The organism is Nostoc sp. ChiVER01 (genome assembly GCF_034531155.1).
GTDB lineage: Bacteria > Cyanobacteriota > Cyanobacteriia > Cyanobacteriales > Nostocaceae > Nostoc.
The window spans coordinates 273286-299720 of the sequence record NZ_JAVRBS010000004.1 but is presented as its reverse complement, the minus strand read 5'-3'; the positions used below and the strand labels follow the sequence as shown (position 1 = coordinate 299720).

The window sequence follows — 26435 nt, the reverse complement described above, 5'->3', positions numbered from 1 at the left end:
CTACGTCAAGTTAATCGCAATTTTCTGGGGATCGGTAGTGTAATATTACGATCTTGTTCATAACTTGATGTAGTTTAAATTTTAATAAAGGCATCCGTCATTGGATAGGTTTTATTGTAACATTTACAGAACTTAATATTAGATATTTTTGAGAGTATTTTTGCTAAGTATAAATATCGGTAATACCTTAGCAGGCGTCTTTCCTCCCCGTATTCCCACTTCCCCACGTAAGACCATTCTTGTTATTGGTGGCTGAATGGCGTAGAAGTCTGTTGAAAAAGAGGCAGGGGAGACAAGGGGGTTTGTCCTGACCCGAGTTACGCAAAAGTTGAATTTGCTCCAGCCATTTACCCATGCAATCAATTCTGCTGCGAGTTTTTTGGGTGTAACTGTTGTTTTATCTAACTTAATTTCTAATGTGCCTGCTGTACTTCTGCTGCATCCCCTGGTTCCTTCAGGTGACAGTAAGTATTGGCTATTGTTGGCAGCCGGATCAACTTTAGCTGGTAATTTAACTTTGTTTGGTTCAGTTGCCAACTTGATAGTTGTAGAAGCTGCTACTAATTTAGGTTACAAGCTAACTTTTTGGGAACACCTGCGCTTTGGAGCGCCTTTAACAGTGTGTACTTTAGTTCTAGTATACCTCTGGGTAATTGAGGGCGATCGCTCTAATTACTAAAGTGAGTCACGCAAATTAAATTATCTCAGTGTATGTTGCTAACTCTATAGGAATCGTATCTGATTTTTGAAATTATCTACGTGGGCGGGGAGTAGGGAGTAGGGAATAAGGAATTAGGCTTTTCGATCTGTACCGAGCTTTTTCAGAAATCAAACATTAGTCCTATAATTTACCTTGGCCCAGTCCCCTTTCCAAACGTTATGACTCCGGCTGAACTGTCTGCACTGAATAAAGGTAATAAGATTGCAGTATCATTTGAATAACAAACTGCCTTGTAATTAAAAGTCTTATTATTGCTTCGCTGAACCCAGGTTACTGAACCATCGGCTGCAAGCGTTATACCTATGGAAGCTGGTTCTTTTATGGAGAAAGGTTGAGAAGCGAAAGTAAAAGATCCCTCTCCTGGCAAACTAATAAATCGGTTACTCAACAGTTGTGTAAAATCACCTGTGAGATTGTTTCCATTTAGACTGAGCGTTCCAGTGGTGTAAGTAACTGGATTGTTTCCTGCGCTGTTAAAAACTACAGAGGCGGTTACAAAATTGAGAAAACTTCCCCTTTCCCAATCAAAGTATGGTTGTAGAAATGTTGAGCACGGCACTTCGCTCACCGGAACTAAAAATATGATTTTCGATTGATTTATCAATATATTTGGCTTTACTTGTGCATTTGCTATCGGAATATTGAGGGTAAGTCCGGTATAAAAAAGAAAGGCAGAAAACATAGAACCCCAAAAATTCATCCGGTTGTACATCTTTTCTCCTCTTATGAAATAGAATTAGTGTTGGTTAAGTTAATACCTGATATTATTCAGCTTTAAGACTGCGCTCCTACCGAAAACCTGCTAACTATTTACATAAGTTTATACGTCAGATGTATTTTTTCGTTCATCTGTAGACGCAGGTGTACAAATTGGTGGCCGCTTCTAAGAACTATAGGCAATTACTATTAACTGTGAGTTCTATACTCATAATAAAAGGCTATATTTCACGCAAAAGCGCAAAGACGTGAGAAAAACTCTCCGTCTCTGCGCTTCTGCATGAGATTTTTATCTTAAATTCTCTAATTCTCTATGATGCTACCTGAGCAGCAGTCCGAGTCCGCCGTCTTCTACCATCGGCAACTTTCACGGGTGGCTCATCAGGAATTTGCATCAACAAAGTTACAGATGGCTGACATTGCAATTCGCGGCGGATGGAACGTTGCAATTCTCGTTCTAAAGTTCCTTGCAATCCACCCCAGTCTATATCTGCTGCTTGACCTTCGGCAGGAGCAAATTCTGTCCAGCGCACAGTTAAGATTTCTTCAATGCGTTGTTTTACCCAGGTTTGTAGGAGCGATCGCTCTACACTTGTAACTACACCTCGTAGGTGAATTTCTGGTTTTGCCAACAGTTTACCATTCCAATCAATGGCGGCTGCGATCGTAATAATGCCTTCTGAAGCCATGCGTTGCCGTTCTTGCAGCACTTTGGCACTTACCATACCCGAACTAGTAGTATCTACCAATTCGATACCAGATGGCACTTTACCAGCAACGCGAATCGCATCTTCAGTCAGTTCGACAATATCACCATTTTGAATAATGATCATGTTTTCTGCGGGAATGCCCATACTCTGAGCCGTTTCTGCGTGTTTCACTAGCATCCGATGTTCGCCGTGAAATGGCACAAAGAACTTGGGTCGAGTTAAGGCAATCATCAGCTTTTGTTCTTCCTGACAGCCGTGACCGGAGACGTGAATCCCTTTATCTCGCCCATAGACCACTTTTGCACCTTGAATCATCAATTTATCAATGGTGTTGACTACTGCGATCGTATTTCCGGGAATTGGGTTAGCAGAGAATACTACTGTATCTCCTTCGCGGATTTTAATGTGAGGATGTTCTTTGTTGGCAATGCGGGTCATTGCTGCCATCGATTCACCCTGAGAACCTGTAGTTAAAATTAATACTTTTTCATCAGGTAGATTGCGGACTGCGTGCAATGGTTGCAGCAGATTATCTTCACACTTGATGTAACCTAAATTGCGGGCATGAGCAATCAAGTTCAACATAGAACGCCCGACAATCGTCACTACACGATTTTGCTTTTTGGCGATATCCAAAATCATGTTAATGCGATGGACGCTAGAAGCAAAGGTAGTGACAAATAATCGTCCAGTAGCTTGACTAAATACTCTCTCAAGATTGGGATAAACTGAACGTTCCGAAGGTGTAAACCCTGGTACCTCAGCATTAGTAGAATCACTTAGTAGGCAAAGAACACCTTTTTCACCATGTTCTGCTAACCTTTGCAAATCAAACTTTTCACCATCCACTGGGGTATGGTCAATTTTAAAATCCCCTGTGTGAATGACTACACCAAGGGGAGTATGAATGGCAACAGTGAAACTATCAGCAATGGAGTGGGTATTACGGATATATTCAACTAAAAAGTTTTTGCCAATCCGCACCACATCGCGTGGTAGAACTGTTCTAATTTCTGTGCGATCGCGCACTCCTGCTTCTTCTAATTTACCCTCTAGCATTGCCATTGCTAGTCTGGGCCCATAAATTACGGGGATATCAAATTGCTTAAGATGGAAAGCAATCCCGCCAATATGGTCTTCATGACCGTGAGTAACGATCATCCCTTTAATTTTGTGGCGATTTTCTCGCAGATAGGTCGTATCTGGCAGAACAATATTTACTCCATGCATCGCTTCTGTGGGAAAAGCCAATCCTGCATCTAAGAGAATAATTTCATCGTCATACTCAAAAAGACAGGTATTTTTCCCAATTTCATGCAAACCGCCCAAAGGAATAATTTTCAAGGCGGAATTATCAGCTTCGTTTTTAGCCATTTTCTCCTTAGATTGTTACTTGTGGTTAATTTAGTTGATAGTTAACGAACTTGTATTTAAGACAACATTATTTGTTTCTTAATTCAGTCCCAAAGCGATCAAGTTTTAATTGAAGATTTCAATTTTTTATTCAATAAAATCGACTTTATACTGAAGAATTTATAGTATGTCTATCAGTCGTAGCACAGATTTTTAATTGCAACTTATGAACAATTATGAGCATTGTTTATATGTATTTTTAAAAAGCGGCAGATTAACAGCGCTTAACCGCATGGTGGCTAGATTAAACTAAGTTCTTTCAGAACCTTTTCTAACTTTTGACTTACTTCTAAATCAGCTTCACATAGGGGCGGACGAGTTGAACCAACCTCCCAACCTTGAAGTTTCAGTGCTTTTTTCACTGGAATGGGATTTGAAGTGAGAAATAAAGCTTTAAACAACGGGAAGAGTTTGAGATGTATGTCGCTTGCTACCTCAATTTTTCCCGCTTTAAAAGCTTGGATCATCTGCTGTAGTTGGTTTCCTACCAGATGAGAAGCTACACTTACCACGCCCTTTGCCCCGATCGCTAACAAGGGTAAAGTCATGTAATCATCACCAGAGTAGATGTCAAATTTTTTTGGTGTCAAGCGACGAAATTCGCTTGCCTGATCTATGCTACCAGTGGATTCTTTAATTCCGACAATATTGCTAACCTCAGCTAACCGGGCAACTGTTTCTGGCTGAAGGTTTTGTCCGGTACGACCGGGGACATTATATAACAACAAAGGTAAGTCGGGACAGGCTTGTGCTATGGCCTGAAAGTGCGCTTCCAATCCCGCTTGTGGCGGTTTGTTGTAATAAGGGACAACTTGTAAGGAACCATGTACTCCTATTTTATACGCTTTTTGGGTGGCTGCGATCGCTTCTTTGGTAGAATTTGAACCACAACCTGCTATTACCTTGGCTTTTCCTGCCACGGACTTCAATACCTCGACAAACAGCTGGTATTCCTCATCCCAAGTTAGGGTAGGGGATTCTCCGGTTGTGCCGCACACCACCAATGTATCTGTACCGTTGTTAGCTAGATGTGCTGCCAGTTCTGCCGCTACATCATAATCTACACTACCGTCTGCTTTAAACGGCGTAATCATAGCGGTTAAAACATTGCCAAAATCTCCCACCCTGTTTTCACTCCTGATTACCCATGTTTTTATATTTTGGTGGTTTTCTATTGTAATAACCTATGTGCAAATTTCTTTCAACAGTAATTTGCACATTTGTCCTTTTTCATTAGTTGTTTGTTTTTACTAATGACTAGCTTGAAACATAAGCTTTAGCTGATGGTTTGAGTAGATTTTTTTCTACGAGCAATTCGGCGATTTGTACTGCATTTAATGCTGCGCCTTTGCGGATTTGGTCACCACACAACCATAATTCCAAACCACAGGGATGAGAAATATCCTGACGAATTCTCCCCACTAAAACTTCGTCTTTACCTGTTGCTTCAATTGGCATCGGAAAATAGTTAGTTTCCCAATTTTCTACGAGCTTTACTCCAGGGGAGGAATTTAAAATCTCTCTGGCTTCCTTTGCACTAAAGGGAGTCTCAAATTCTAAATTAATGGCTTCTGAATGGGCCCGGAGTACGGGAACCCGTATACAGGTTGCAGTGATTCTGATTTGCTGCGTACCAAATATTTTTCGGGTTTCGTTGACCATTTTCATTTCTTCCTCACAATAACCCAAATCGTTTAATGGTGAGTTATGCGGGAATAAATTAAATGCTAGTGGGTAAGGTAATACCTCAGCGACTGGCGGCTGTCCTTGTAGTATAGCGCTTGTTTGCCTTTTGACTTCTGCCATTGCTCTAGCACCAGCACCACTTGCAGATTGGTAGGTTGCCGCTACAATGCGTTGCACTGGTTTGATTTTATGCAACGGCCATACTGCCACTGCCATTAAAATTGTCGTGCAGTTGGGGTTGGCAATAATGCCTTGGTGATTAGCTGCGGCTTCTGGATTCACCTCTGGCACTACTAAGGGAACTTCCGGGTTCATCCGAAAGGCACTGGAGTTGTCAATTACCACTGCACCCTTTTCCACAGCAACTGCTGCCCAAGCTTTAGATGTAGAACCACCCGCACTAGCTAGTACTATATCAACATTTTCAAAAGCGCGATCGCTCACTGCCTCTATTGGAACATTTTCCCCTTTAAAGCGCAGCGATCGCCCGACACTCCGCTCTGATGCCAATAGCTTCAAGTCAGCAATCGGATAATTACGGATTTCTAATAATTCCAGCAACTCTGTACCAACGGCACCAGTCGCCCCCAAAATAGCTAAACGATAGGATTTAGACAAACTCACTTCCTCCTTTAAGAGGTTTATTTGCAATTTGAAACTGTTGAATATTTACTCACATTAAAATGGCGATCGCACTATCTAAATGCATTTTGAATAAATTTAAATTTTTCTCTTATTTAATCTATAATCTCTTGATTTCTAAATAATTATTGAATACATTTATTTTTTTTTATTATTTAAAACATTAAGTTATGTTGCACTCTACAACAATGGTTATCCGATTTATCCATCGATTTCAACTATATATTATTATACAATAAACAGCCATTTAATAGAAAACTAGAGATATCTGCACTTAGGCGTTTCATAAGCAGCCCACTTGTAATACGACGAACGTCTTAGCTTCAAAGTTGCTGACCAAAATGATGAATATACTATTGATCTAAATGGATAAAACCAGCACAGCATAAAACTGAGCTATACGGTTAGGTAATAGATGCAATCTTGTATCACAACTTAAATAATAGCTAGACTCAATACTATAACTTCAGCTTGGGAGTACTAATCTAGTCGCTGAGAACCAGGATATCACGGCGTTAGCCCATTGGATAATTAATTCCTAAGTTTTCGAGGGAGCTGAGGGAGCAGGGGGAGAAAGAAGAACTAATGCCAAATGCTCCCATTAACTAAATTGTTATGAAGAGAAAATGTCAAGTCCTTGGTGATTGGCAGTAAACTGGATCTTTGCCCCAGGACAAACATCCAACCTTGGATGTCATAAAGCCTTTTGGCATTCCGTTCCCTTAAGACACATCAAGCCATAAACGCAAACAATTATTGCATCTTGTGTGTACTTGGAGTATAAAATACCAGAAAACTAGAGACGAAGCATGAAAGTTACCCAGGAAAAACTTCCCGCCAGCCAAATTGGCCTGGAAATAGAGATTACGCCAGAAATTACCAAGCAAACTTACGAACAGGTCATTAAAAACTTAGCCAGTACTGCCAATATTCCTGGGTTTCGTAAAGGCAAGGTACCTCGGCCGATATTGCTACAACGGCTGGGTACAACTCGGATCAAGGCAGCAGCGCTAGAAGAATTAATTCAAGACGGTATTGAGCAAGCGGTTAAACAAGAAGCTATCCCGGCAATAGGTCAGCCGCAATTGCGCTCCTCCTTTGAGGATTTAATTAAGAATTATGAACCTGGAAAACCTCTCACGATTTTGGCTGCTGTCGATGTAGAACCAGAAGTGAATCTAGTTCAGTACACTGATTTGCAAGCAAAGGCTGAAGAAGTCAAGTTCGATCCAGAACGAGTGGACGCAAACCTTGACAAAGAACGTCAAGAATTGGCGACACTGATTCCTGTGGAAGGACGTGCAGCCCAAATCGGTGATATTGCCGTAGTCGATTTTAAAGGTTCATTCGCCAGAGGTGAAGGCGAAGACGAAACAGCTGAACTAGAACCGATTCCCGGAGCCGAAGCAACTGATTTTCAAGTTGAGTTGCAAGAAGATAAGTTTATTCCAGGCTTTATTTCGGGAATAGTGGGGATGAATCCGGAAGAAACCAGAGAAATTGCGGCCCAGTTCCCAGATCCTTATGCTAATGAAGATTTAGCTGGAAAAGCAGCAACTTTCACAGTGACGCTCAAAGAACTCAAGGAAAAGGAACTACCAGAAGTAAATGACGATTTCGCCCAAGAAATCAGCGATTTTGAAACCTTAGAGGAGTTGCGTGCTTCTTTGGTCGAGCAATATCAAAAAGAGGCGGACGACAAAACAAAAACAAATAAGCAAGAAGCTTTGTTAACGGAACTGCTCAAGCACGTAGAAGTTGACTTACCAGCAACCATGATTGAGCAAGAAGTGGATGCCATGCTAACGCAAACAGCAATGCGCCTGTCTCAGCAGGGATTGGATGTGAGGAAGTTGTTTACTCAAGATATTATTCCTCAATTGCGGGAGCGATCGCGTACTGAAGCCATTGAACGCATCAAACGCTCCTTGTCGTTGCGAGAAGTTGCTAAACGTGAATCTATCGAGGTAACACCTGAAGAAATTGCAGCCAGAGTCACAGAACTTTTGGAACAGTACCCAGAAGAACAAGACGTTGATGAAGATAGACTGCGCTCAATCGTGGAAAACGAACTATTAACCGAAAAAACCATTGATTGGCTATTAGAACATTCCTCAGTTGAACTTGTACCCGAAGGTTCCTTAAGCCCCGCAGAAGAAACAGAAGCCGCAGAATTAGATGCGGATACGGATGCGGATGCACCTCAGACAGAGGAAGAAACAAGCGTTGCTTCAACAGAAGTCACAGAAGGATAATTAACAATCCCACAGCCATGAGTTCACCAGTCCTGAGTTAAAGTACTGGTGAAATGGGTAAGTTAAAAGAGATGGGAGAGCAGGGGGAACAGGGAGAGAATAACTACTAATTATTGTCCAATGCCCAATGCCCAATTACTCTTAAATCCTGAAAACTCAGGTATGAAGACAGAATAATTAAAGAATGAATGAATTTTCAGCAAATTGTGACACATGTTATCGCCTGAGCTTGATACTGTGTTACACGAGAGGAAATTATATGAGGCATAATGGTTAACACGTACCTATAAAAATCCTATTCGTTGAAAAGGCAGCATCTGCTGCTGAAACACCTGTCCTAAATTATCGTCAAAGAAAGCTTGTATGCTTGTATCGCAGTCTGGAAATAACCCCATCAGCAACCAAAGTCGAATCAACATTAACTCCCAGTTGAACAGCCCTAGCAACATCGTGCCGATGGTGGTGGAACAATCTGGCATGGGAGAAAGGGCTTTCGACATCTACTCCCGCCTGCTGCGAGAGCGGATTATCTTTTTGGGAACGCCAATAGATGATACTGTAGCCAACTCAATCGTGGCTCAGTTGTTATTTCTAGACGCCGAAGACTCAGAAAAAGACATCCAACTGTATATTAATTCTCCCGGCGGCTCAGTCTACGCAGGGATGGCAATCTATGATACAATACAACAAATTCGCCCTGATGTTGTTACCATCTGTTTTGGATTAGCCGCGAGCATGGGGGCATTTTTGTTGACAGCAGGGGCTGCCGGTAAGCGAATGTCTCTGCCCGACTCCCGAATTATGATTCACCAACCACTTGGTGGCGCTCAAGGTCAAGCCATTGACATTGAAATTCAAGCCAGAGAAATTCTTTACATTAAGGCTAAGTTGAATCAGTTAATGGCTCATCATACTGGTCAACCCATAGAAAGAATTGAAGCAGATACTGAGCGCGACTTTTTCATGTCGGCAGAAGAAGCCAAAAACTACGGTTTGATTGATCAGGTCATTTCCAGGCAAAATCTTCCCACAGCAGGGGAAAACGTCACCATTCTGAAATAAGAGGCTGGTATGTCTAAGTACGACTCCCATTTAAAATGTTCATTTTGCGGCAAGTCTCAAGAGCAGGTGCGTAAATTAATCGCGGGGCCGGGAGTCTACATCTGCGATGAATGCGTTGACTTGTGTAATGAAATACTAGACGAGGAGTTACTCGATACCAATGGGGCGGCTGCACAACCCGCACCAAGAGCAGAACCACCTCAAAAACGGCGTACTCAATCTTCTAGTATTTCGTTTAATCAAATACCCAAGCCAAGAGAGATTAAAAAATATCTAGACGAACACGTTATTGGTCAAGACGAAGCCAAGAAAGTCCTGTCAGTAGCTGTTTACAATCACTACAAACGGTTGGCAGTGATTCAGTCTAAAACCAGTGGCAAAGCTGCGGCAGATGATGCTGTAGAATTGCAAAAGTCTAACATTTTGTTAATTGGCCCGACTGGTTGCGGCAAAACTCTCTTAGCGCAAACCCTAGCGAAAATCCTGGATGTACCTTTTGCCGTCGCCGATGCTACGACGTTGACAGAAGCGGGGTATGTGGGAGAAGACGTAGAAAATATCTTGCTGCGACTGTTGCAGGTGGCAGATTTAGATATAGAGGAAGCGCAACGAGGAATTATTTACATTGATGAAATTGACAAAATTGCTCGCAAGAGTGAGAACCCGTCAATTACCCGCGATGTTTCTGGGGAAGGCGTGCAGCAAGCCTTGCTGAAAATGTTAGAGGGAACGATCGCCAATGTACCACCCCAAGGAGGGCGTAAGCATCCCTATCAAGACTGCATCCAGATTGATACAAGTAATATTTTATTCGTCTGTGGTGGTGCTTTCGTAGGCTTAGAAAAGGTTGTGGATCAGAGAGTTGGCAAAAAAGCAATAGGCTTTGTGCAACCTGGAGAAGGCCAATCGAAAGAAAAACGGGCAGCAGATACTCTCCGCCATCTAGCACCAGACGATCTAGTAAAATTTGGCATGATTCCCGAATTTATTGGGCGTGTGCCAATGGTAGCAGTAGTAGATCCGCTAGATGAAGAAGCGTTGATGGCGATTCTCACCCAACCACGCAGCGCCTTAGTGAAGCAGTACCAAAAACTGCTGAAGATGGATAATGTCCAGTTAGATTTTAAACCAGATGCTTTACGAGCGATCGCTCAAGAAGCCTACCGTCGTAAAACTGGTGCTAGAGCGCTACGGGGCATTGTGGAAGAATTGATGTTGGATGTAATGTACGAGTTACCATCCCGTAAGGATGTGACACGTTGTACAGTAACACGGGAGATGGTTGAGAAGCGATCAACTGCCGAACTGATAATACATCCATCTTCACTGCCGAAACCGGAATCAGCCTAATAATCATTGGTCATTAGTCATTGGGCAAAAACTAAGGAATAATTACTATGTACCAAGGACAAATGACTAATGACAACTGATAAAGGACAAATGACTAATGCCTTATATTAATGTTCGTGGCGTTGAGCATTACTATGAATGGGTGAAAAAACCATCTGGTTCTTTGGTAAAACCAGTGATGGTTTTCATCCACGGTTGGGCTGGTTCGGCTAGATATTGGCAAAATACCGCGAATGCTCTATCGGAGCAATTTGATTGTTTACTCTACGATATGCGGGGGTTTGGCCGTTCTGGTGGGAAGCCAACTATAGCCGAAGCAAGTGAAGCTGTTGCCGAATCGGAATCCCCGCAGGAAGAATCACAGGCAATCAGAGAGTTAACTTATGAATTAGAAGAATACGCTGATGATTTGGCAGCTTTGTTAGATGGGTTGCATCTTCAAGGTGTTTATATCAATGCTCATTCAATGGGCGCGTCTGTTGCTACTTTATTTTTTAACCGCTACCCCGAACGAGTAGAACGAGGAATTTTAACTTGTAGCGGCGTTTTTGAGTACGACGAAAAATCCTTTAGTGCTTTTCATAAATTTGGTGGCTATGTAGTGAAATTCCGTCCCAAGTGGTTAAGCAAAATTCCATTTGTTGACCGGATGTTTATGGCCAGATTTCTGCATAGTTCCATTCCACATTCTGAGCGGCAAGCTTTTTTGGAAGATTTTCTCGAAGCAGATTACGATGCGGCTTTAGGAACAATTTTTACTTCAGTCAGTAAGGCTCAATCTGAAGTGATGCCACAAGAGTTTGCCAAGCTGACAGTGCCGACTCTACTCGTGGCGGGAGAATACGACAAGATTATTCCAGCCGAGATGGGGCGTCAAGCAGCCGCACTTAGTGACAAAGTGGAATTTGTGATGATTCGTAACACAGCGCATTTCCCAATGTTGGAAGATGCGCCAACTTATTTGCAAACGGTACAAAAGTTTTTGCGAATTAACACCCCACAACCACAAGTCGGATAACTGCTGGCGGTTTTTTAGACAGTTAGGTGTACCTGTGTGATACCTTGACGCATTTTATATTGTCGCCTTAACCAAGACTTTTTAATTATTTTACGGAGTAAGGGAGCAAGTTGAATCAACAGCGATCGCAGCAGTGCATTTTTTCGCAGTAGTTCACCTTGTTTAGCTTCCTCTAACTGGAGTTGCTGGGCGCGGATAATTTCTGGCTGACGTTCCGCTTGGATGTGCGATAATGCCATGTCAATCTCCTGGTGTCCAGCTTCTCTGTGCAACAGTGGCACAAGATGATTAGCAGCGACAATCACATCACGGAATGCAAGATTGATTCCTTGAGCGCGGACAGGAGACATTGGGTGTGCAGCGTCACCCAAAAGTAGTACCCCTGGTACGTGCCACTGTGGACAATAACCAACCACAACAGACAGCCTAATGGGCGATTCGATGGTGTCTGCATGATTACGGAAATGCTCTGCTAGCCATGAGGGTGATAGCGAGGCAAAAATCTCTGCCCAGTTGGCTTGCTTGGAGTCAGTGTTTTCGGTTGCGGACATCACCCAAGCCAGATGCAGTTTACCTGACTCTGCTCCGTGAAAGATGGTAAATACGCGATCGCCATTTACAATAGTACGAAATACATTATTGGCTGCAAACTCAGGGCTGGCGGCAAGCTTAAACCAGAGAATATCAATATTTTTGGGCTGGCGTACCAATTCCAATCCTATACGTTGTCGCACAAGGGAATTTCGACCATCTGCGCCAATCACTAAGTCAGCAGTTAGTTCTCTCCCATCGCTCAGTACTACACCTGCGACACGTTGATTACTCCAGCGTAAATCTTTGACTGGAACACCCTGGATAAATTCAAACCCATCATTAGTTTGAGCTTCCGAAATTAGTGCTTTGAGTAGCGGTGGTTGTGAAACCAGTGTACAAGGTCGGGTTGCTCCCATTGGTTCATCAACTCGAAACAACTGCTTTTCACCTAAAATAAATTCCCATGCGTCGAGTTGTCGATGGGGAATATCTTCTAACAACGGTGATAGTCCCATTTGCTCTAGTGCATCTAACCCACTGGGCATTAATCCTTCGCCACGAAAAACACGATGAAAGTCTTTTGCTGCTTCAACTAACGTTACAGCAATGCCACGTTTTACAAGAAGCAGGGCAAGTGTTACGCCTGTTGGGCCTGCGCCCACAATCACAATTTGCACTACTTTATCCCTCCTGTATCAGTTGCTCTCAAAGATGTTGGTTGAATTATCTTGATATTGATATTAATTACGGAATAGAGAACCACAGAGGCGCAGAGGGTATAGAAAATGAGAGTTTGAGAGATAGGCGTAAGTTTTAATTAACTCAAACCTAGTTCTCGTTTTAGCAAGTTAATTGAGTTAGTACCGATATAATTTTCAACCTTAATCAGCTTCGGTGGACGAATAATATCTTCATCAGATGCTTGCACGGCTGCTTGGACTGCCGCAAAACTGGCTTGATCACTTATGATTACTTCAGCCCGTTTAACCATTGCTTGAAGTTTATAGGCATCTTTTGGTTGTGCAGTCATCACTAATAGTTCATCTCCCCGCAAACCGTGGAGGATGACTTCTGCGGCTCGTGCAATCCCGGAACTGAGGCTAACTATGCCAACACAGTTTTCTTTTGGTAAGGTTTTCAAGAGGCTGAGTTCTTTGCTGTAGTCGTAGATATCCAGAGGAATTACCCGTGCAGCTTTAGGAGCTGCGATCGCTTCCACATTACTGATAAAATACCGACTTGTAACCACTGTCGCAGAGGTAGTTTTATCTAGCACAGCTGTTAATTCTTCCATTGCTACCAACTGGACTGGGATTTTTAAAGCTCGCTCTAATTCATACACCATCAACTCACCAGCACCCATATCATAAGATGGAACTGCAACCAGCACCCGCGCACTACAACGCAAGCGCCAGTCAATTTCCGCCAAAAATAGCTCTCTGGCTTGATTGAGTGAACATCCTTGGGTGAGCAAATCATCTAGTGCTTTCTGGACAACTTGATATGCATCAGGATTTTGTTTAAGTATAGGTGATTGCAGTCTACTACCGCCCTCATGACCTTGGGGACGAACATAAATCCCTGAACCAGCCATACTTTCAACAAATCCGTCTTCTTCTAGTTGACGGTAAACTTTGCTAATGGTATTACGGTGTAACCCAGTTTGCATTGCTAATGCCCTTGTGCTTGGCAATTTGTAAGCAGGGGGATATTGCCGAGAAGCGATCGCAAACCGGATTTGATTAAACAGCTGGGTTGATGCGGGAATTTCGCTGTCTGGCTGAATACGGAATTGAATCATCAGCAAACCTCCTGAATACTGAGTGGGGAGTGGGGAGTGGGGAATGGGGAGTGGGGAGTGTTGATTTACTACTCAGCACACAGCACTTTTAACTCAGCCCTCCTTTAGTGACCAGCTGCATTTGCTACATGTCAAATATTTTATTTACACATGAAGTTTTTCTGGTACAAATTTCTAATGCGCTCCTACTGGTAATTGATAATTTAAATAGAAATGACCTGGGCATACTGGCATAGTTATATCAAATAAACACACGGCTAATCATACAGCACTGGTAAAAATTATTATGACAGAGCAAGCAATAATTACCACAACAGTTAATCTTTTGCAAGATAATATTCAAGTATCTGCTTATTTAGCAGAGCCAAAAGAAGCTGGATCTTACCCAGGAGTAGTGGTATTACAAGAGATTTTTGGTGTTAACGTTCACATTCGGGATGTTACAGAACGAATTGCCAAACTTGGGTATGTAGCGATCGCACCTGCACTTTTTCAACGGACTGCTCCTGGTTTTGAAACCGGATACACACCCGAAGATATTCAAACGGGTAGAGGCTACGCGATGCAAACTAAAGCCTCAGAGTTATTGAGCGATATTCAAGTAGCAATTGACTACCTCAAAACTCTGCCTCAAGTCAAAAAAGATAGTTTTGGTTGTATTGGCTTCTGCTTTGGCGGTCATGTCGCATATCTTGCAGCTACCTTACCAGATATTAAAGCTACGGCTTCCTTCTACGGTGCTGGAATTACGACTCGCACACCAGGAGGTGTAGCTCCCACTGTCACCCGCACCAAAGAAATTCCTGGCACTCTCTACGGTTTCTTTGGTAAAGAAGATGCAAGTATCCCACCCGAACAAGTAGATCAGATTGAAGCAGAATTAGAAAAATATAAAATTCCTTATCGTGTGTTTCGCTACGATGGAGCTGATCACGGATTTTTCTGTGACCGTCGTGGCAGTTATAATCCTAAAGCTGCTACTGATGCTTGGGAGCAAGTCCAACAACTCTTTAGTCAACTGAATTAGTCATTAGTCATTAATCATTAGCAAAGGACAAATGACAAATGACAAGTGACTAATGACAATCTAAACTCCAGTTGCACCATATCAAATAACAATTAATCTTCAAAAGTCATGAATTCCGAATCGAAACTTTCTCAAACAGCCAATTCGTCGTTTACAATGGACGATTTTGCCAAAGCACTAGAAAAACACGACTACCAGTTTCAAAAGGGACAGATTGTACATGGCAAAGTGTTCCAACTTGACCATGATGGAGCTTATGTCGATATTGGTGGCAAGTCGTCAGCTTTTCTGCCGCGCGATGAGGCTTCTTTGAGAGCAGTTACCGATTTATCGGAAGTGCTGCCATTGCAAGAGGAAATGCAGTTTTTGATTATCCGAGATCAGGATGCAGAAGGTCAAGTCACCCTTTCTCGAAAGCAGTTGGAAATTCAGCACATCTGGGAACGATTGGCCGAAATGCAGGAAAATGCTCAGACTGTGCAAGTAAAGGTTATGGGTGTGAATAAAGGTGGTGTCACCGTCGATATTCTTTCTTTGCGGGGGTTTATTCCGCGATCGCACCTGGCAGAACGTGATAATTTAGAAGCTCTCAAAGGTCAAAATCTGACTGTGGGCTTTTTGGAAATCAATAAAAACACCAACAAACTCATCCTTTCGCAGCGCTTAGCAACTCGTTCTAGCAACTTCAGCTTATTAGAACTAGGTCAACTGGTGGAAGGTAAAGTTACTGGCATCAAACCTTTTGGTGTGTTTGTTGATTTAAATGGTATGGGGGCCTTGCTTCATATCAAGCAGGTAAGCCAAAAATTCATCGACTCATTAGAAAAGGTATTTCAAGTTGGTCAGCAAATTAAAGCTGTAATTATTGACTTGGATGAAGGTAAAGGGCGGGTTGCTCTTTCTACCAGAGTTTTGGAAAACTTTCCTGGTGAAGTGTTAGAGAATTTTGATGAGGTGATGGCTTCGGCTGAGGCGCGTGCTAATAGAGCTAATAACAAAGCTGCTGAATAGTTTTGAAGTTGGCTGCTTGCATAACCCTCTTATGTCACTCTCCGAAAACATTTGCCTTTTCTAAAATCTAGAGCTTTTGTATAGCAAGCGATCGCGCGATTATTTTCTAATAACAAATACAAGACCCATTTTTTTCTAATAGTATAGCTTGTATTGATTGCCTCATCAGGCTTCTAGCGATCGCCCTCCCGGAGAGTGACAGAAGAGGGATAAAGCGTTTAAATACCCATGTGAAACAATTTTAAATTGTTAATACTCCCCCTGCATCTACAAAAATGTGGGGGGATTTTAAATTGGGAAAACTTTTAATTACGAATTGTTTATGACTAAATATGGTTCAGAGACGCGATAAATCGCCGTCTCTACAAGTGTTTTGGTCTTATCTGAATTGTATTGGTTTATGACTCGTTCACCAAAATATTGATTAACTCGTAGAAAACAACCCTATTACAAATATTTATAAAAATCTGAAGTGCTTAAATGTTACCTTTCACAAGTCTTGATGCGAGAAGAGAGCTCCACTTCCCCAATCTGACCACGCCTCACTAAATCCGAAAAGCGGGAGGTGTCCCTCTAGCGCTGAAGTGTTATAAACTACACCTTTTTCATTAATCCAGTTTACTTTCTCATTTTGGTGTTTTCCGCAAGCAAAAGGAACTTTGACTTTCTCAAACCCCAGTTTACTTTCTCATTTTGGTGTTTTCCGCAAGCAAAAGGAACTTTGACTTTCTCAAACCCCAGTTTACTTTCTCATTTCGGTGTTTTCCGCAAGCAATCAAGCATATTGCTTTTTCAATATGCTTAATTGCTGACTCATTCCAGTAATTTACACACTTGTGACAACTATCCCTTTGAGATTACTTTTCTCTATCTTTATCTAACGCTTCCTGAATTGCACGACGACAAAATTCTGGAGGATCATCTTTGGTGGATAGTTCTTCCTTCATAGTTTTGGTAATGCGTAGGTTAATTCTCTCTGTTAATGATTCTTCTCTATTTGATTTAATTGGTTGTAAATTTTGTGGATTCCCTTTAGGATTAGGCATTATTGAGAAATATAAACAAGGCTTGATTTACTTGGTGCCAAAACAATAGATTGTTTTTTGGTGGTTGCTACAACTTGCCGGAAGTACAACCACCAATATCCAATGTCAAAAATGGACACTACTATTTTATGTTCACGCGTTCCGAACTTGAAATCAAGACTATTAAAGAATTACGCGACTTGTGTCGTAGATATGGCATCAAACCAACTGGCAATGCAGGATACAAAACCTCGTACATCGTAACTCTGATGGCATTTCCACTTTTAGCCCTGCAACAAATGAAGCAAGGTAAAGGATTAAAATTCCCTAACTTTAACGCTATCCAGATAATCAGTTCTGCTATAGAAGAGATGAATTCACCCACAGATGAGCAAGCAGCACTAATTCGGATAACTTTGGAGGGCAGGAAAATGAGCTATCCTGACCGATACGACCAGGAGAACCTGCTGAATTTGCACAAGGCTAAGATGTCGCTTGAACAAGCTGTTGACTTGTTGAGCCAGTAAAACTAATCCCATTTACCCTATCCCCTGCATTTACAAAGATGTGGGGGATAATTTTTTGAGATTAAGATAAATAAGGTATGACTTATTGGCTAATAAAGACCTAACCCCCAACCCCTTCCCTACCTCTCCCTAACCCTCTCCTACAAGGCTACTGTGTATACACAAGCCGAATTACCCCCCTTAATCCCCCCTTGTAAAGGGGGGAAAAAAGAGATTCTTGTTCCCTCCTCTTTACAAGAGAATCCTTTGAGTTTCTTGAGGAAAACTTACTGGGGAGAAAAGAGATTCTTGTTCCCTCCCCTTGTAAAGAGGAGGGTTAGGGTGGGGTAATTCAAGGACTGGTAGTGATTCGATAACTTGTGTGTACACCGTAGTCCTAAAAGGAGAGAGGAATGAAAGTGAGGTCAAAGTGTATTGCATACAAACGAGCGAACCCCTATATAAACCTTGTAACTATTCAATTTAGGTATTTATATGTTTCTAATAACTGGAGCAACGGGAGGAATTGGTCGCAGAGTTGTGCGACTTCTCCGACAACGAGAACAGTCTGTAAGGGGATTTGTCCGCCTGACCTCGCGCTATAGCGAGTTAGAACACCGGGGTGCAGAAATCTTTATCGGTGACTTGCTAGAAGAAAGAGATATCCAGAAAGCTAGTCGGGGTGTCAAGTATGTTATCAGCGCCCACGGTTCTGATAGCGATGCTCTTTCTTTAGATTACCGCGCCAATATTGAACTAATAGACCAAGCAAAAGCTAATGGTGTAGAGCATTTTGTCTTTATTTCTGTACTAGGAGCCGATCGCGGATATGAAGATGCTCCTGTATTTAAAGCCAAACGAGCAGTAGAGCGATATTTGTCAGCTAGTGGCTTAAATTACACTATTTTACGCCCATCTGGATTAGCATCTAACTTGCTGCCATTAGTAGAACAATTTCGGGAAACGGGATTGTATCTGCTAATTGGCGATCGCAAAAACCGTACTTCAATTGTCAGTACCGATGATTTAGCAAAGATAGTGGTGGATTCTGTGACAGTTGAAGGCGCTCGCAACCAGATTTTACCTGTAGGAGGGCCGGAAATTTTATTACGAGAAGATATTCCCCGGATTTTTGGCCGGATCTTCAACAAACAACCAGTAATAATTAACTCACCACTATTTGCCATTGATGGGTTACAGAGTGCATTGGGTTTAATTAATCCCCAAATCCAAAAGACTTTGGGAACTTATCGTACATTGCTAGCAAATGAATTTTTCTGTACAAAAGATGAAATTACCAATTTAGAAGCAATTTATAACTTCCAGTTGGAAACATTAGAAAGTTTTTTGCGGCGTTATCTAGCAGTTTGAATGGGGAGTGGGGAGTAGGGAGTAGGGTGAAGAAAAACACTATAAATAATAAATCATTCTCCCATTCCCCATTCGCCACTCCCCATTCGCCACTCCCCATTCTTAAAATTTAAAATTCTATGAAATCTTCCCTAACTGTAAATGCTGCTCAAGCACGTCAGACAAAAGAGCGATTCGCCCAACCAGAGGAACAACTTACTTACGAGTTGGGGAAAGCGGTACAGGAATTGCCACCCCTCTACACGAGATTATTAGCGGGAACGATGAGCGTTATCGTATTTGGAACGATCGCCTGGGCGTACTTTTCGCAAATAGATGAAGTAGCAACAGCACCAGGAGAATTAATTGCTTCCACACAGGTAAGACCTGTGACATCCTTGGGTGGGGGGTCAATTGTTGCTGTTAAAGTCAAAGAAGGCGATCGCGTTACTAAAGGTCAAGTTCTAATTCAAAAAGATCCAGACTTGCAAATAACTGATGTTTCCCGCCTAGCAAAATCTAGTAGATTGATTCAGGAAGATTTGCAACGTTTGGATGCAGAACGCACCGGAAGCAAAACTACTGGGACAAAACTGCAAAATGAACTTTTAAGTTCTCGCCTGCAAGACTTCCAAGCGCGGCAAGCAGGGGCGGAAGCAGAAGCAAATCGCCAAAAATCACTGATAGATCAAGCCAAAGTCCGTTTGACTCGGTTGCAAGACAACTTAGTTAATGCTAAAAGCAGCGTTGCCAATGCCAAAACTAACCTTGCCAACGCAGACAGCATCCGAATTAAAATTGAAAGTAATTTGGCACTTGCCGAAGAAAGAGAAAAAAGCCTACGTAGCTTAATGACTCCTGGGGCTGTACCTCGTGTCGATTACTTAGATGCTCAAGAAAGATTAACTCGTGCAAAGACAGAAATTACTAGATCGCAAGATGAAGTGACTAACGCCCAGAATAAAATCACAGAGGCTCAAGATAAAGTCACATCGTTAGAACAAGATATTGCTGCTCAAGTCCAAGAAATTCGCCAAGCAGAACAAGCTTACAATGCTGCACGCAGTCAAGCCCAACGTGTAGCATCAGAACGCCAAAGTGAAATTTTGACCCAGTACAACAAGCGTAAAGAAGAACTGACAACTGTTCAAGGTCAATTAGAACAAGCGAGAAAGCAGCAAGCTTTAGAAACCATTGAAGCTCCTGTTGCCGGTACAATTTACAGAGTTAAAGCCACCAAGGGGCCAGTGCAATCAGGTGAAGAATTGCTATCAATTTTGCCAGAAGGCGAAGAAATGCTCCTAGAGGTGAAAGTTCTCAACCGCGATATTGGCTTTATTCGTCAAGGAATGAAGGCAAAAGTAAAAATGGCGACTTTCCCTTTCCAGGAATTTGGCACTGTGAATGGAGAAGTTGTGCAAGTCAGTCCGAATGCAATTGTTGATAAAGAATTAGGCTTAGTTTTTCCCACCAGAATTAGGCTAAATAAACACTCAGTTAACGTCCGGGGTCAAGAAGTAGAATTTACACCAGGTATGTCTGCTTCAGGTGAAATTGTCACTCGGAAAAAGTCAATTTTGACATTCATTACTGAGCCTGTGACGCGACGCTTCAGTGAGGCATTTTCAGTCAGGTAAGCTATTACGTATTTAAGTTGTATATTTACTGGTGAGGATTGTCATTTGTCATTTGTCATTAGTTATTTGTATTTCAAAGGAAGGACAAATGACTAATTGACTTAGGACAGTCAATTAGTCAAAATATACAATTCTTTTCGCGCATCAGCTTATACCAATTTAAAAAATGATTGCGACAGATGGACAGAGAAAACCCAGATATACTAAGCGGTTTCCAATCCAAAATCTAAAACTTGTACTGCCCTTCGACTACGCTCAGGAACCGCGACTCGTGCCGAGCATCTCGACTTTGCTCAATGGAACCGGAGCCGAGGTAAGTCGAAGTATCCAAAATCTAAAATAGTATTAGTTTTGTATTAAGGGTTTAGCAATGCTAAACCCCTATAATCTTCAACCAAGACCCAAGTATTTTCTAACCTGTTCTAATTGTTTTAATTGTTTTTGCATTTGCTCAATTAGGTTACCATAATCAACATTATTCTCATTACTATTGATATTGATGTCGCTGAATATTTTATTATAGTCTAGAGATAGAGACCATAATTCTGGATTAACTAATGTATCATTACCTTCAGATGAGGTTAGATATTTTGTGGTTTTTGTAATTCCCTGACTAGTTACAGAAACAACATCGGAATTATTCAAACTATAAATAGTCTCTGGTGTCAAATATCTTGCACTTTGTGTAATTCTTTGACCAATTACAGAAGCAATATCGAAATTATTCAAACTAGAAATAGTCTCTGGCGTCAGATATTTTGCGCCTTGTGTAATTACCTGATTGATCCCAGAACCAAAATCGAAATTATTGAAACCAAACATACTTTTTGTTGTGAGATATTCTCCTGTTTCTGTAATTGGCTGACTTGACAGAGAACTGACATTAGAAATATTCAAATTAGAGCTTGTTCTTTGTGTACTATTTCCTGCGGTTTCTGTGACAATCTGACGGACTTGGGCATCAGTCAAGTTGTGGTTAGCACTAAGCATCAGGGCAACTATACCAGCAACATGGGGAGCAGCCATAGACGTGCCGCTATAAGTGGCATATTGATTATTCGGAACTGATGAATAAACCTTGACTCCTGGGGCTGTGACGTAAGCAATTTCATTTGTTCCAGAACGGTTAGAGAAGTCGGCTAGATTATTATTTTTATCCACAGCCCCAACAGCAATTCCCGACTTATATGCATAGCGGGCGGGATAGTCAGGTGATGAGTCGCCATCATTACCTGCTGCCATGACAACAATCACTCCTTTGCTGCTGGCATAGTCAATGGCTGACTCTAAAGTAGGATTGGAATAAGCACCTCCTAAACTGAGGTTAATCACATTAGCTCCATTATCCACAGCGTAGCGAATACCTTTAGATATGGAACTATAGGAACCAGAGCCAGAGCTATCTAAAACTTTGACGGGCATAATTTTGGCATTGTATGCAATACCAGTGACACCGTAATTATTATTTTCTCCTGCGATCGTGCCAGAAACATGAGTACCATGACCGTTGTTATCTAAGGTGTTGTTGTTTTTATCGGCAAAGTTCCAACCGTAATTATCATCAACATAGCCATTGCCATCATCATCTATACCGTTACCCGCAATTTCCTTGGTATTCGTCCAGATATTATTTTTTAAATCTTCGTGGTTATAGTCAACTCCAGTATCTACAACGGCAACAACAACACCTTGCCCTGTGTATCCATGCGCCCAGACTTCTGGTGCTTTCACAAGGTCTGCTCCCCAATTATTGCCACCAAGATCAGGAACATCAGCAAAGGTATTCTGACCAATAGCTCTAGCCACTGCTGCTGCTCCATTAATCAAGCCATAGCCATTGGTGGAGTTATAACTTTGAGCGCTAAAACCATTATTAGTAGCGTTATTGCTATTTTCGAAGTCACCATTATTTAGCAAGTGTACATCAGCATCGGTCGAGTTATAGCTACTACTGCTGAAGTTGAGGCTGTGGCTATTTTTCGTATTAAAGCTATCTAATGAGGAAATCGAAGTGGCATTTAGCTGTTGAGTTGCCAACACATTGTTCTTAACATCATCAGTGAGCATAAGTATTTTTTCTCAAAGATAGCAATCGGTTTTTGACAGTTTTAAGCTTTAAAATCTTGCTCAAAAAAACTCAATATGTGAATAAGTTCTATTGTCATAATTACTATGAAATTCTATAAGAAAATGCTAATTTTATTACCAAAAAATGTTCTTAAAACTATGGCTTTTATTAAAAGTTAATTGCTCAAGTAAATCTTAAATTTTTGAAGTGTATTAATGTACACTAGTACAATAAGAAGAAAACGTTATAACTGTTACTACTTTTAAAACGACTGCGATCGCTGCCTATAAAATTATTTACACCACTCAGGCTGGAGCGAGGGTAATTATTAAAACCATCAAAATTAAAATGGCGAATGGAGTTATGCTCCATTCGCCAAAGGCTATCTTTAAAACGCTTTTCAAACGTTTATCTTTTATGTAGCCACAAGCTTTAAATTAGTTAAATGTTTGCTTGCTGCCGTTGATATAGTGACCAATACAAACCCTTTTGTTGCAACAATTGTGAATGTGTACCACGTTCAGCAATCACGCCTTGCTCCAACACCAAAATCAAATCAGCACGTTTGAGAGGGGCAAAGCGGTGAGCAATTAAAAACACGGTACGATTAGCAGAAATTTTTTGCAGGTTTTGCAGTACTTGTTGTTCAGTTTCACTATCCAAAGCGCTGGTAGCTTCATCCAAAACTAAAATTGGCGCTTGAGAAAGAAATAGCCTTGCGAGGGCAATACGTTGTCTCTGTCCACCAGATAAAGCGGTACCGCGTTCGCCAACATTAGTTTCGTAACCGTAGGGTAATTGACTGATGAAGTCGTGGGCTACTGCTAGTCTTGCCGCCTCTACTACTTGCTCTGCGGTAATGTCGGGACTACCGAGAGTGATATTTTCCAAAATAGAACCGTTGAATAAAAAGTCTTCTTGGAGAACTACACTAACTTGTTGCCGCAGTGATGCTAAATCGGCACTTTTTATATCAAAACCATCAATAAGGATACGTCCTGATTCAATTTGATAAAGGCGTTGCAATAGTTTAGACAGAGTACTTTTACCAGAACCGCTACGTCCGACAATGCCAACAAATTGCCCTGGTTCGGCATTGAAAGATATTCCCCGCAGAATGGCATCAAAGTTTGGCCGGTAGCGGAAAAATACTTGCTCAAAGGTGACTTGACCTTTTAGGGGTGGTAAAACTAGACCAGTTCCCAGTTCAGCTTCTGGAGAGACGTTGAGAATATCACCAATGCGATCTACAGAAAGTAGCACTTGTTGGAGGGTTTGCCACAACTGTACTAAGCGCAAAAGTGGGCCTGTGACTCTACCAGAGAGCATTTGAAAGGCAACTAGTTGTCCAACTGTAAGTTTTTGTTCGATGACTAACTTCGCGCCAAACCAGAGAATCAGCAGGGTGGAAAAATTGGTGAGGAAGTCACCAATATTGCTGCTGATATTGGAGGTAGTAGAAGCTTTAAAACCTGTGCGAATGAAGCGAGCAAATAAGCCTTCCCAGCGATCGCGGGCTACTGGTTCTGCTGCATGAGCTTTAACGGAGTGAATTCCGGTGATTGTCTCTACTAGAAACGATTGACTATCGGCACTCCGGTTAAAGGTTTCGTTGAGCCAGTTACGCAGAATTGGTGTTGCAACTATCGTTAATGTGGCAAATAGTGGCAGTACTGCTAAAGCTACAAAAGTGAGTGGGATATTATAGTAAAACATCAATGCTAGGTACACCACAGCAAAGATGCTATCCAGAATCACAGTTAATGCTGTACCTGTGAGAAACTGACGAATTTGTTCGAGTTCCTGGACTCGTGCTACTGTGTCTCCAACGCGCCGCGACTCAAAATAAGCTAATGGTAGACGCATCAGATGGCGAAATAGCTGTGCAGATAAACTCAAATCCAGACGACGAGCTGTATGGGTAAAGATGAATAAGCGCAGAATGCCAAGTACGGACTCAAATATGGCTACGAACAAAAGTGCGATCGCCATTACATCGAGAGTCGGCAAACTCTCCTGCACCATCACTTTATCAATGACGACTTGCGTAATTAGTGGTGTTGTTAACCCCAAAAGCTGCAAGGTAAAAGATGCTAACAATACTTCTGTGAGCAATCCCTTATACTTCCAAACTGCTGGGGTGAACCAACTAAGGTTAAATTTTTCTTGCTGGGATATAAGTTCTACTTGCCACAATCGTCCATCCCAAGACGCTTCAACTATCGACTGCGGTAAGCTTTCACAAATGCGATCGGGATTTAGAGGGTTAGCGATAATTAAGCGATCGCCTTTAATTCCATAAGCCACCACCCAAGATGGACTCTGGGGTGAATCAGAATTCCACAGCAGTAAAGCTGGAAATGATAACTGTCGCAACTCACCCCAACTCACTTGTAACCGCCGCAACACTAACCCTAACTTTTCTCCTGCTTCCACAACCTGTTTTGGGCGTTGTCCTCTGAGTTGGCGCTGCACCCATTCCAGTTGCACAGAATTTTCTAACTGTTGCGCCACCATTGTTAAACAGGCAGCAGCAGTATTCCAACTAGCAACAAAAGGATAACTTGAGACGATCAGATTTGCAGATGGAAGTCCTCTTTGGGGTTGGAGGCTATGGGGGCTAGAAGTTCCCTCTGAGGCTGGTGCTAGTGAAGGAGTCGAAGAAAAGGAAAATGTGTCTTTCTCTCTCTCCACGTCCACTGGTAACACTTGCCAGAATTCTTGAATTTGTGGGTTAGAAAATTCTGCCCACAGTGCTGTATGCCAACACACTACTACTACTTCTTTACTAGCAGCTACAGCTTTAAAATCCCCAGATAGCTTTTGGAAGTCACCAAACCAATCCCCCACATCTAGGGCTGCTAAAGGTTTACCAACGCCTTCTTCTCGTAAGCGGACTTTCCCAGCCACAATTAAGAATTGATAACCGCCAACATCGTTTGACCAGATTTTCTCTCCAAGACGATACTGACGAGTTTGAGACTCCTTTTCCAATCGGGATTGTTGTTCGGGAGTCAGCCAACATAACGGTGGCTGATTCCAAGGCAAAGAAGCTAGCACTTTTAATCGTAAAGATTCATTATCCAGAATATTTAACTCACTTGTAATTTGACTGTCAGTTTTTGAATTTTCTCTGCTAGCCATTTCTCAAACAACTCATTTTGTAGTGCAAGATTTAGTTGAGTATCTTCTAAAGACGCTGGCAGAAATTGTTCTACTCGAAACAAACCATAAGGCCCTTCTCCTTGGGGAGAGTCTTTGCCAACGATTTCTATTGGGCCGATCAATTGTCCAGGACTGGCCACATCAATAGCTGCCCGTAATATATCTGGCATACTTCCTCGGCTGACTATTCCCATCATGCCGTTCACAATTCGGTCATCTGAAAGGGAATACTCTTTAGCTAGTTGCTCAAAACTACCTCCTTCTTCAATTTGGGTGTGTAGTTCGTCTGCCAATTCTTGATTATCAACAACGATCCGAGAAAGTACCACTCGATCTAAAAAAATCTTGCGTTCAATAAAATATTCTGGGATTTTTGCTTGGGTCACTACAGTTTTTAGCTTTTCTAACTTGTAACCAAAAGCTACTGATGTATGAAAGGTAGTGTAGTCTGTGTTGTTGGCTTTTAACCATTCTTGAAAACTTTGGGGGTCAATCAGTTGGTTTTTCAGCCTAAAGTCAATAATTGCCTGTTCAGTTATTGCTGTACCAATCTCAATATCGTCTCGGGTTCGGATTTCTTCTTCAATTACGTACTGGCGGAGAATATCTCCAATGAACTGTCCCAATTTTCCAGAGGCTTGCAGGTACTTTACTGCCTCCTCAATAGAAATTATTTTGTCATTGATTGTCAAAAATGATGAAGATTCCATGAACTAACTATGTGAAAATGGTTAAGC

General features: G+C 41.9%; 20 protein-coding genes and 1 pseudogene. 11 read left to right on the top strand and 10 right to left on the bottom strand.

Features of this window, described 5'->3' with window-relative positions; all coding sequences use genetic code 11:
• Positions 1-301: 301 nt before the first annotated feature.
• Positions 302-679: pseudogene (locus RMY00_RS08095) on the top strand (anion transporter); the annotation flags it as partial.
• 169 nt (positions 680-848) lie between these two features.
• Here RMY00_RS08095 and RMY00_RS08090 read toward each other — a convergent pair.
• The 4 genes from RMY00_RS08090 to RMY00_RS08075 all read right to left on the bottom strand — a co-directional run bounded on the left by RMY00_RS08090 (position 849) and on the right by RMY00_RS08075 (position 5865).
• Complete coding sequence (locus RMY00_RS08090) at positions 849-1421, bottom strand: hypothetical protein (protein WP_322647043.1); 573 nt, start codon at positions 1419-1421, stop codon at positions 849-851.
• A 328-nt stretch (positions 1422-1749) separates the two neighbouring features.
• Positions 1750-3522, bottom strand: a complete 1773-nt coding sequence (locus RMY00_RS08085) for a ribonuclease J (RefSeq protein ID WP_322647042.1) — start codon at positions 3520-3522, stop codon at positions 1750-1752.
• Between the two features lie 278 nt (positions 3523-3800).
• Positions 3801-4685 (bottom strand): 4-hydroxy-tetrahydrodipicolinate synthase, encoded by an 885-nt coding sequence (gene dapA / locus RMY00_RS08080; protein ID WP_322647041.1) that lies wholly within the window; start codon positions 4683-4685, stop codon positions 3801-3803.
• Between the two features lie 133 nt (positions 4686-4818).
• Positions 4819-5865 (bottom strand): aspartate-semialdehyde dehydrogenase, encoded by a 1047-nt coding sequence (locus RMY00_RS08075; RefSeq protein WP_322647040.1) that lies wholly within the window; start codon positions 5863-5865, stop codon positions 4819-4821.
• 833 nt (positions 5866-6698) lie between these two features.
• On the opposite strand from RMY00_RS08075, the gene tig reads away from it, so the two are divergent.
• The 4 genes from tig (at position 6699) to RMY00_RS08055 (ending at position 11574) form a co-directional block, all read left to right on the top strand.
• Positions 6699-8144 carry a trigger factor gene (gene tig, locus RMY00_RS08070; RefSeq protein ID WP_322647039.1) on the top strand — a complete coding sequence of 482 codons (1446 nt, stop codon included), beginning with the start codon at positions 6699-6701 and terminating at the stop codon, positions 8142-8144.
• 363 nt (positions 8145-8507) lie between these two features.
• Positions 8508-9206 carry an ATP-dependent Clp endopeptidase proteolytic subunit ClpP gene (gene clpP / locus RMY00_RS08065; protein ID WP_322647038.1) on the top strand — a complete coding sequence of 233 codons (699 nt, stop codon included), beginning with the start codon at positions 8508-8510 and terminating at the stop codon, positions 9204-9206.
• 9 nt (positions 9207-9215) lie between these two features.
• A complete protein-coding gene (clpX, locus tag RMY00_RS08060; RefSeq protein WP_229482839.1) occupies positions 9216-10556 on the top strand; it encodes an ATP-dependent protease ATP-binding subunit ClpX in 1341 nt (446 codons plus the stop codon).
• Between the two features lie 97 nt (positions 10557-10653).
• On the top strand, positions 10654-11574 hold the full coding sequence (locus RMY00_RS08055; protein WP_322647037.1) for an alpha/beta hydrolase: 921 nt from the start codon (positions 10654-10656) through the stop codon (positions 11572-11574).
• A gap of 14 nt (positions 11575-11588) precedes the next feature.
• On the opposite strand, the gene RMY00_RS08050 is transcribed toward RMY00_RS08055, so the two are convergent.
• Together RMY00_RS08050 and RMY00_RS08045 are read right to left on the bottom strand one after the other, a co-directional pair.
• Positions 11589-12785 carry an FAD-dependent monooxygenase gene (locus tag RMY00_RS08050; protein WP_322647036.1) on the bottom strand — a complete coding sequence of 399 codons (1197 nt, stop codon included), beginning with the start codon at positions 12783-12785 and terminating at the stop codon, positions 11589-11591.
• Between the two features lie 140 nt (positions 12786-12925).
• Positions 12926-13909 carry a GntR family transcriptional regulator gene (locus RMY00_RS08045; protein WP_322647035.1) on the bottom strand — a complete coding sequence of 328 codons (984 nt, stop codon included), beginning with the start codon at positions 13907-13909 and terminating at the stop codon, positions 12926-12928.
• Between the two features lie 286 nt (positions 13910-14195).
• Here RMY00_RS08045 and RMY00_RS08040 point away from each other — a divergent pair, with 286 nt between their 5' ends.
• The gene (locus RMY00_RS08040; protein ID WP_322647034.1) at positions 14196-14936 is read left to right on the top strand and encodes a dienelactone hydrolase family protein; all 741 of its coding nucleotides are present in this window, start codon (positions 14196-14198) and stop codon (positions 14934-14936) included.
• Positions 14937-15044: 108 nt separating this feature from the next.
• A complete protein-coding gene (locus tag RMY00_RS08035) occupies positions 15045-15947 on the top strand; it encodes a S1 RNA-binding domain-containing protein (RefSeq protein ID WP_322647033.1) in 903 nt (300 codons plus the stop codon).
• 857 nt (positions 15948-16804) lie between these two features.
• Here the strand turns inward: RMY00_RS08035 and RMY00_RS08030 are convergent.
• A complete protein-coding gene (locus RMY00_RS08030) occupies positions 16805-16993 on the bottom strand; it encodes a hypothetical protein (RefSeq protein WP_179071541.1) in 189 nt (62 codons plus the stop codon).
• A 128-nt stretch (positions 16994-17121) separates the two neighbouring features.
• Between RMY00_RS08030 and RMY00_RS08025 the strand changes: the two genes are divergently transcribed.
• The 4 genes from RMY00_RS08025 (at position 17122) to RMY00_RS08010 (ending at position 20808) form a co-directional block, all read left to right on the top strand.
• Complete coding sequence (locus RMY00_RS08025) at positions 17122-17499, top strand: hypothetical protein (protein WP_229471105.1); 378 nt, start codon at positions 17122-17124, stop codon at positions 17497-17499.
• A gap of 474 nt (positions 17500-17973) precedes the next feature.
• Positions 17974-18849, top strand: a complete 876-nt coding sequence (locus RMY00_RS08020; protein WP_322647032.1) for an SDR family oxidoreductase — start codon at positions 17974-17976, stop codon at positions 18847-18849.
• Positions 18850-18968: 119 nt separating this feature from the next.
• Positions 18969-20465: an HlyD family efflux transporter periplasmic adaptor subunit gene (locus RMY00_RS08015; protein WP_322647031.1), complete on the top strand. Its 1497-nt coding sequence runs from the start codon at positions 18969-18971 to the stop codon at positions 20463-20465.
• Positions 20466-20631: 166 nt separating this feature from the next.
• Entirely contained in the window at positions 20632-20808 is a 177-nt protein-coding gene (locus tag RMY00_RS08010) for a hypothetical protein (RefSeq protein ID WP_322647030.1), read from the top strand.
• 47 nt (positions 20809-20855) lie between these two features.
• Here the strand turns inward: RMY00_RS08010 and RMY00_RS08005 are convergent, their stop codons facing one another.
• From RMY00_RS08005 to RMY00_RS07995, 3 genes are all read right to left on the bottom strand, one after another.
• The gene (locus RMY00_RS08005; protein ID WP_322647029.1) at positions 20856-22532 is read right to left on the bottom strand and encodes a S8 family peptidase; all 1677 of its coding nucleotides are present in this window, start codon (positions 22530-22532) and stop codon (positions 20856-20858) included.
• A gap of 442 nt (positions 22533-22974) precedes the next feature.
• Positions 22975-25677: a type I secretion system permease/ATPase gene (locus tag RMY00_RS08000; protein ID WP_322647028.1), complete on the bottom strand. Its 2703-nt coding sequence runs from the start codon at positions 25675-25677 to the stop codon at positions 22975-22977.
• On the bottom strand, positions 25626-26408 hold the full coding sequence (locus RMY00_RS07995; RefSeq protein ID WP_322647027.1) for a peptidylprolyl isomerase: 783 nt from the start codon (positions 26406-26408) through the stop codon (positions 25626-25628). The genes RMY00_RS08000 and RMY00_RS07995 overlap by 52 nt, the downstream gene beginning before the upstream one ends.
• Positions 26409-26435: the final 27 nt, after the last annotated feature.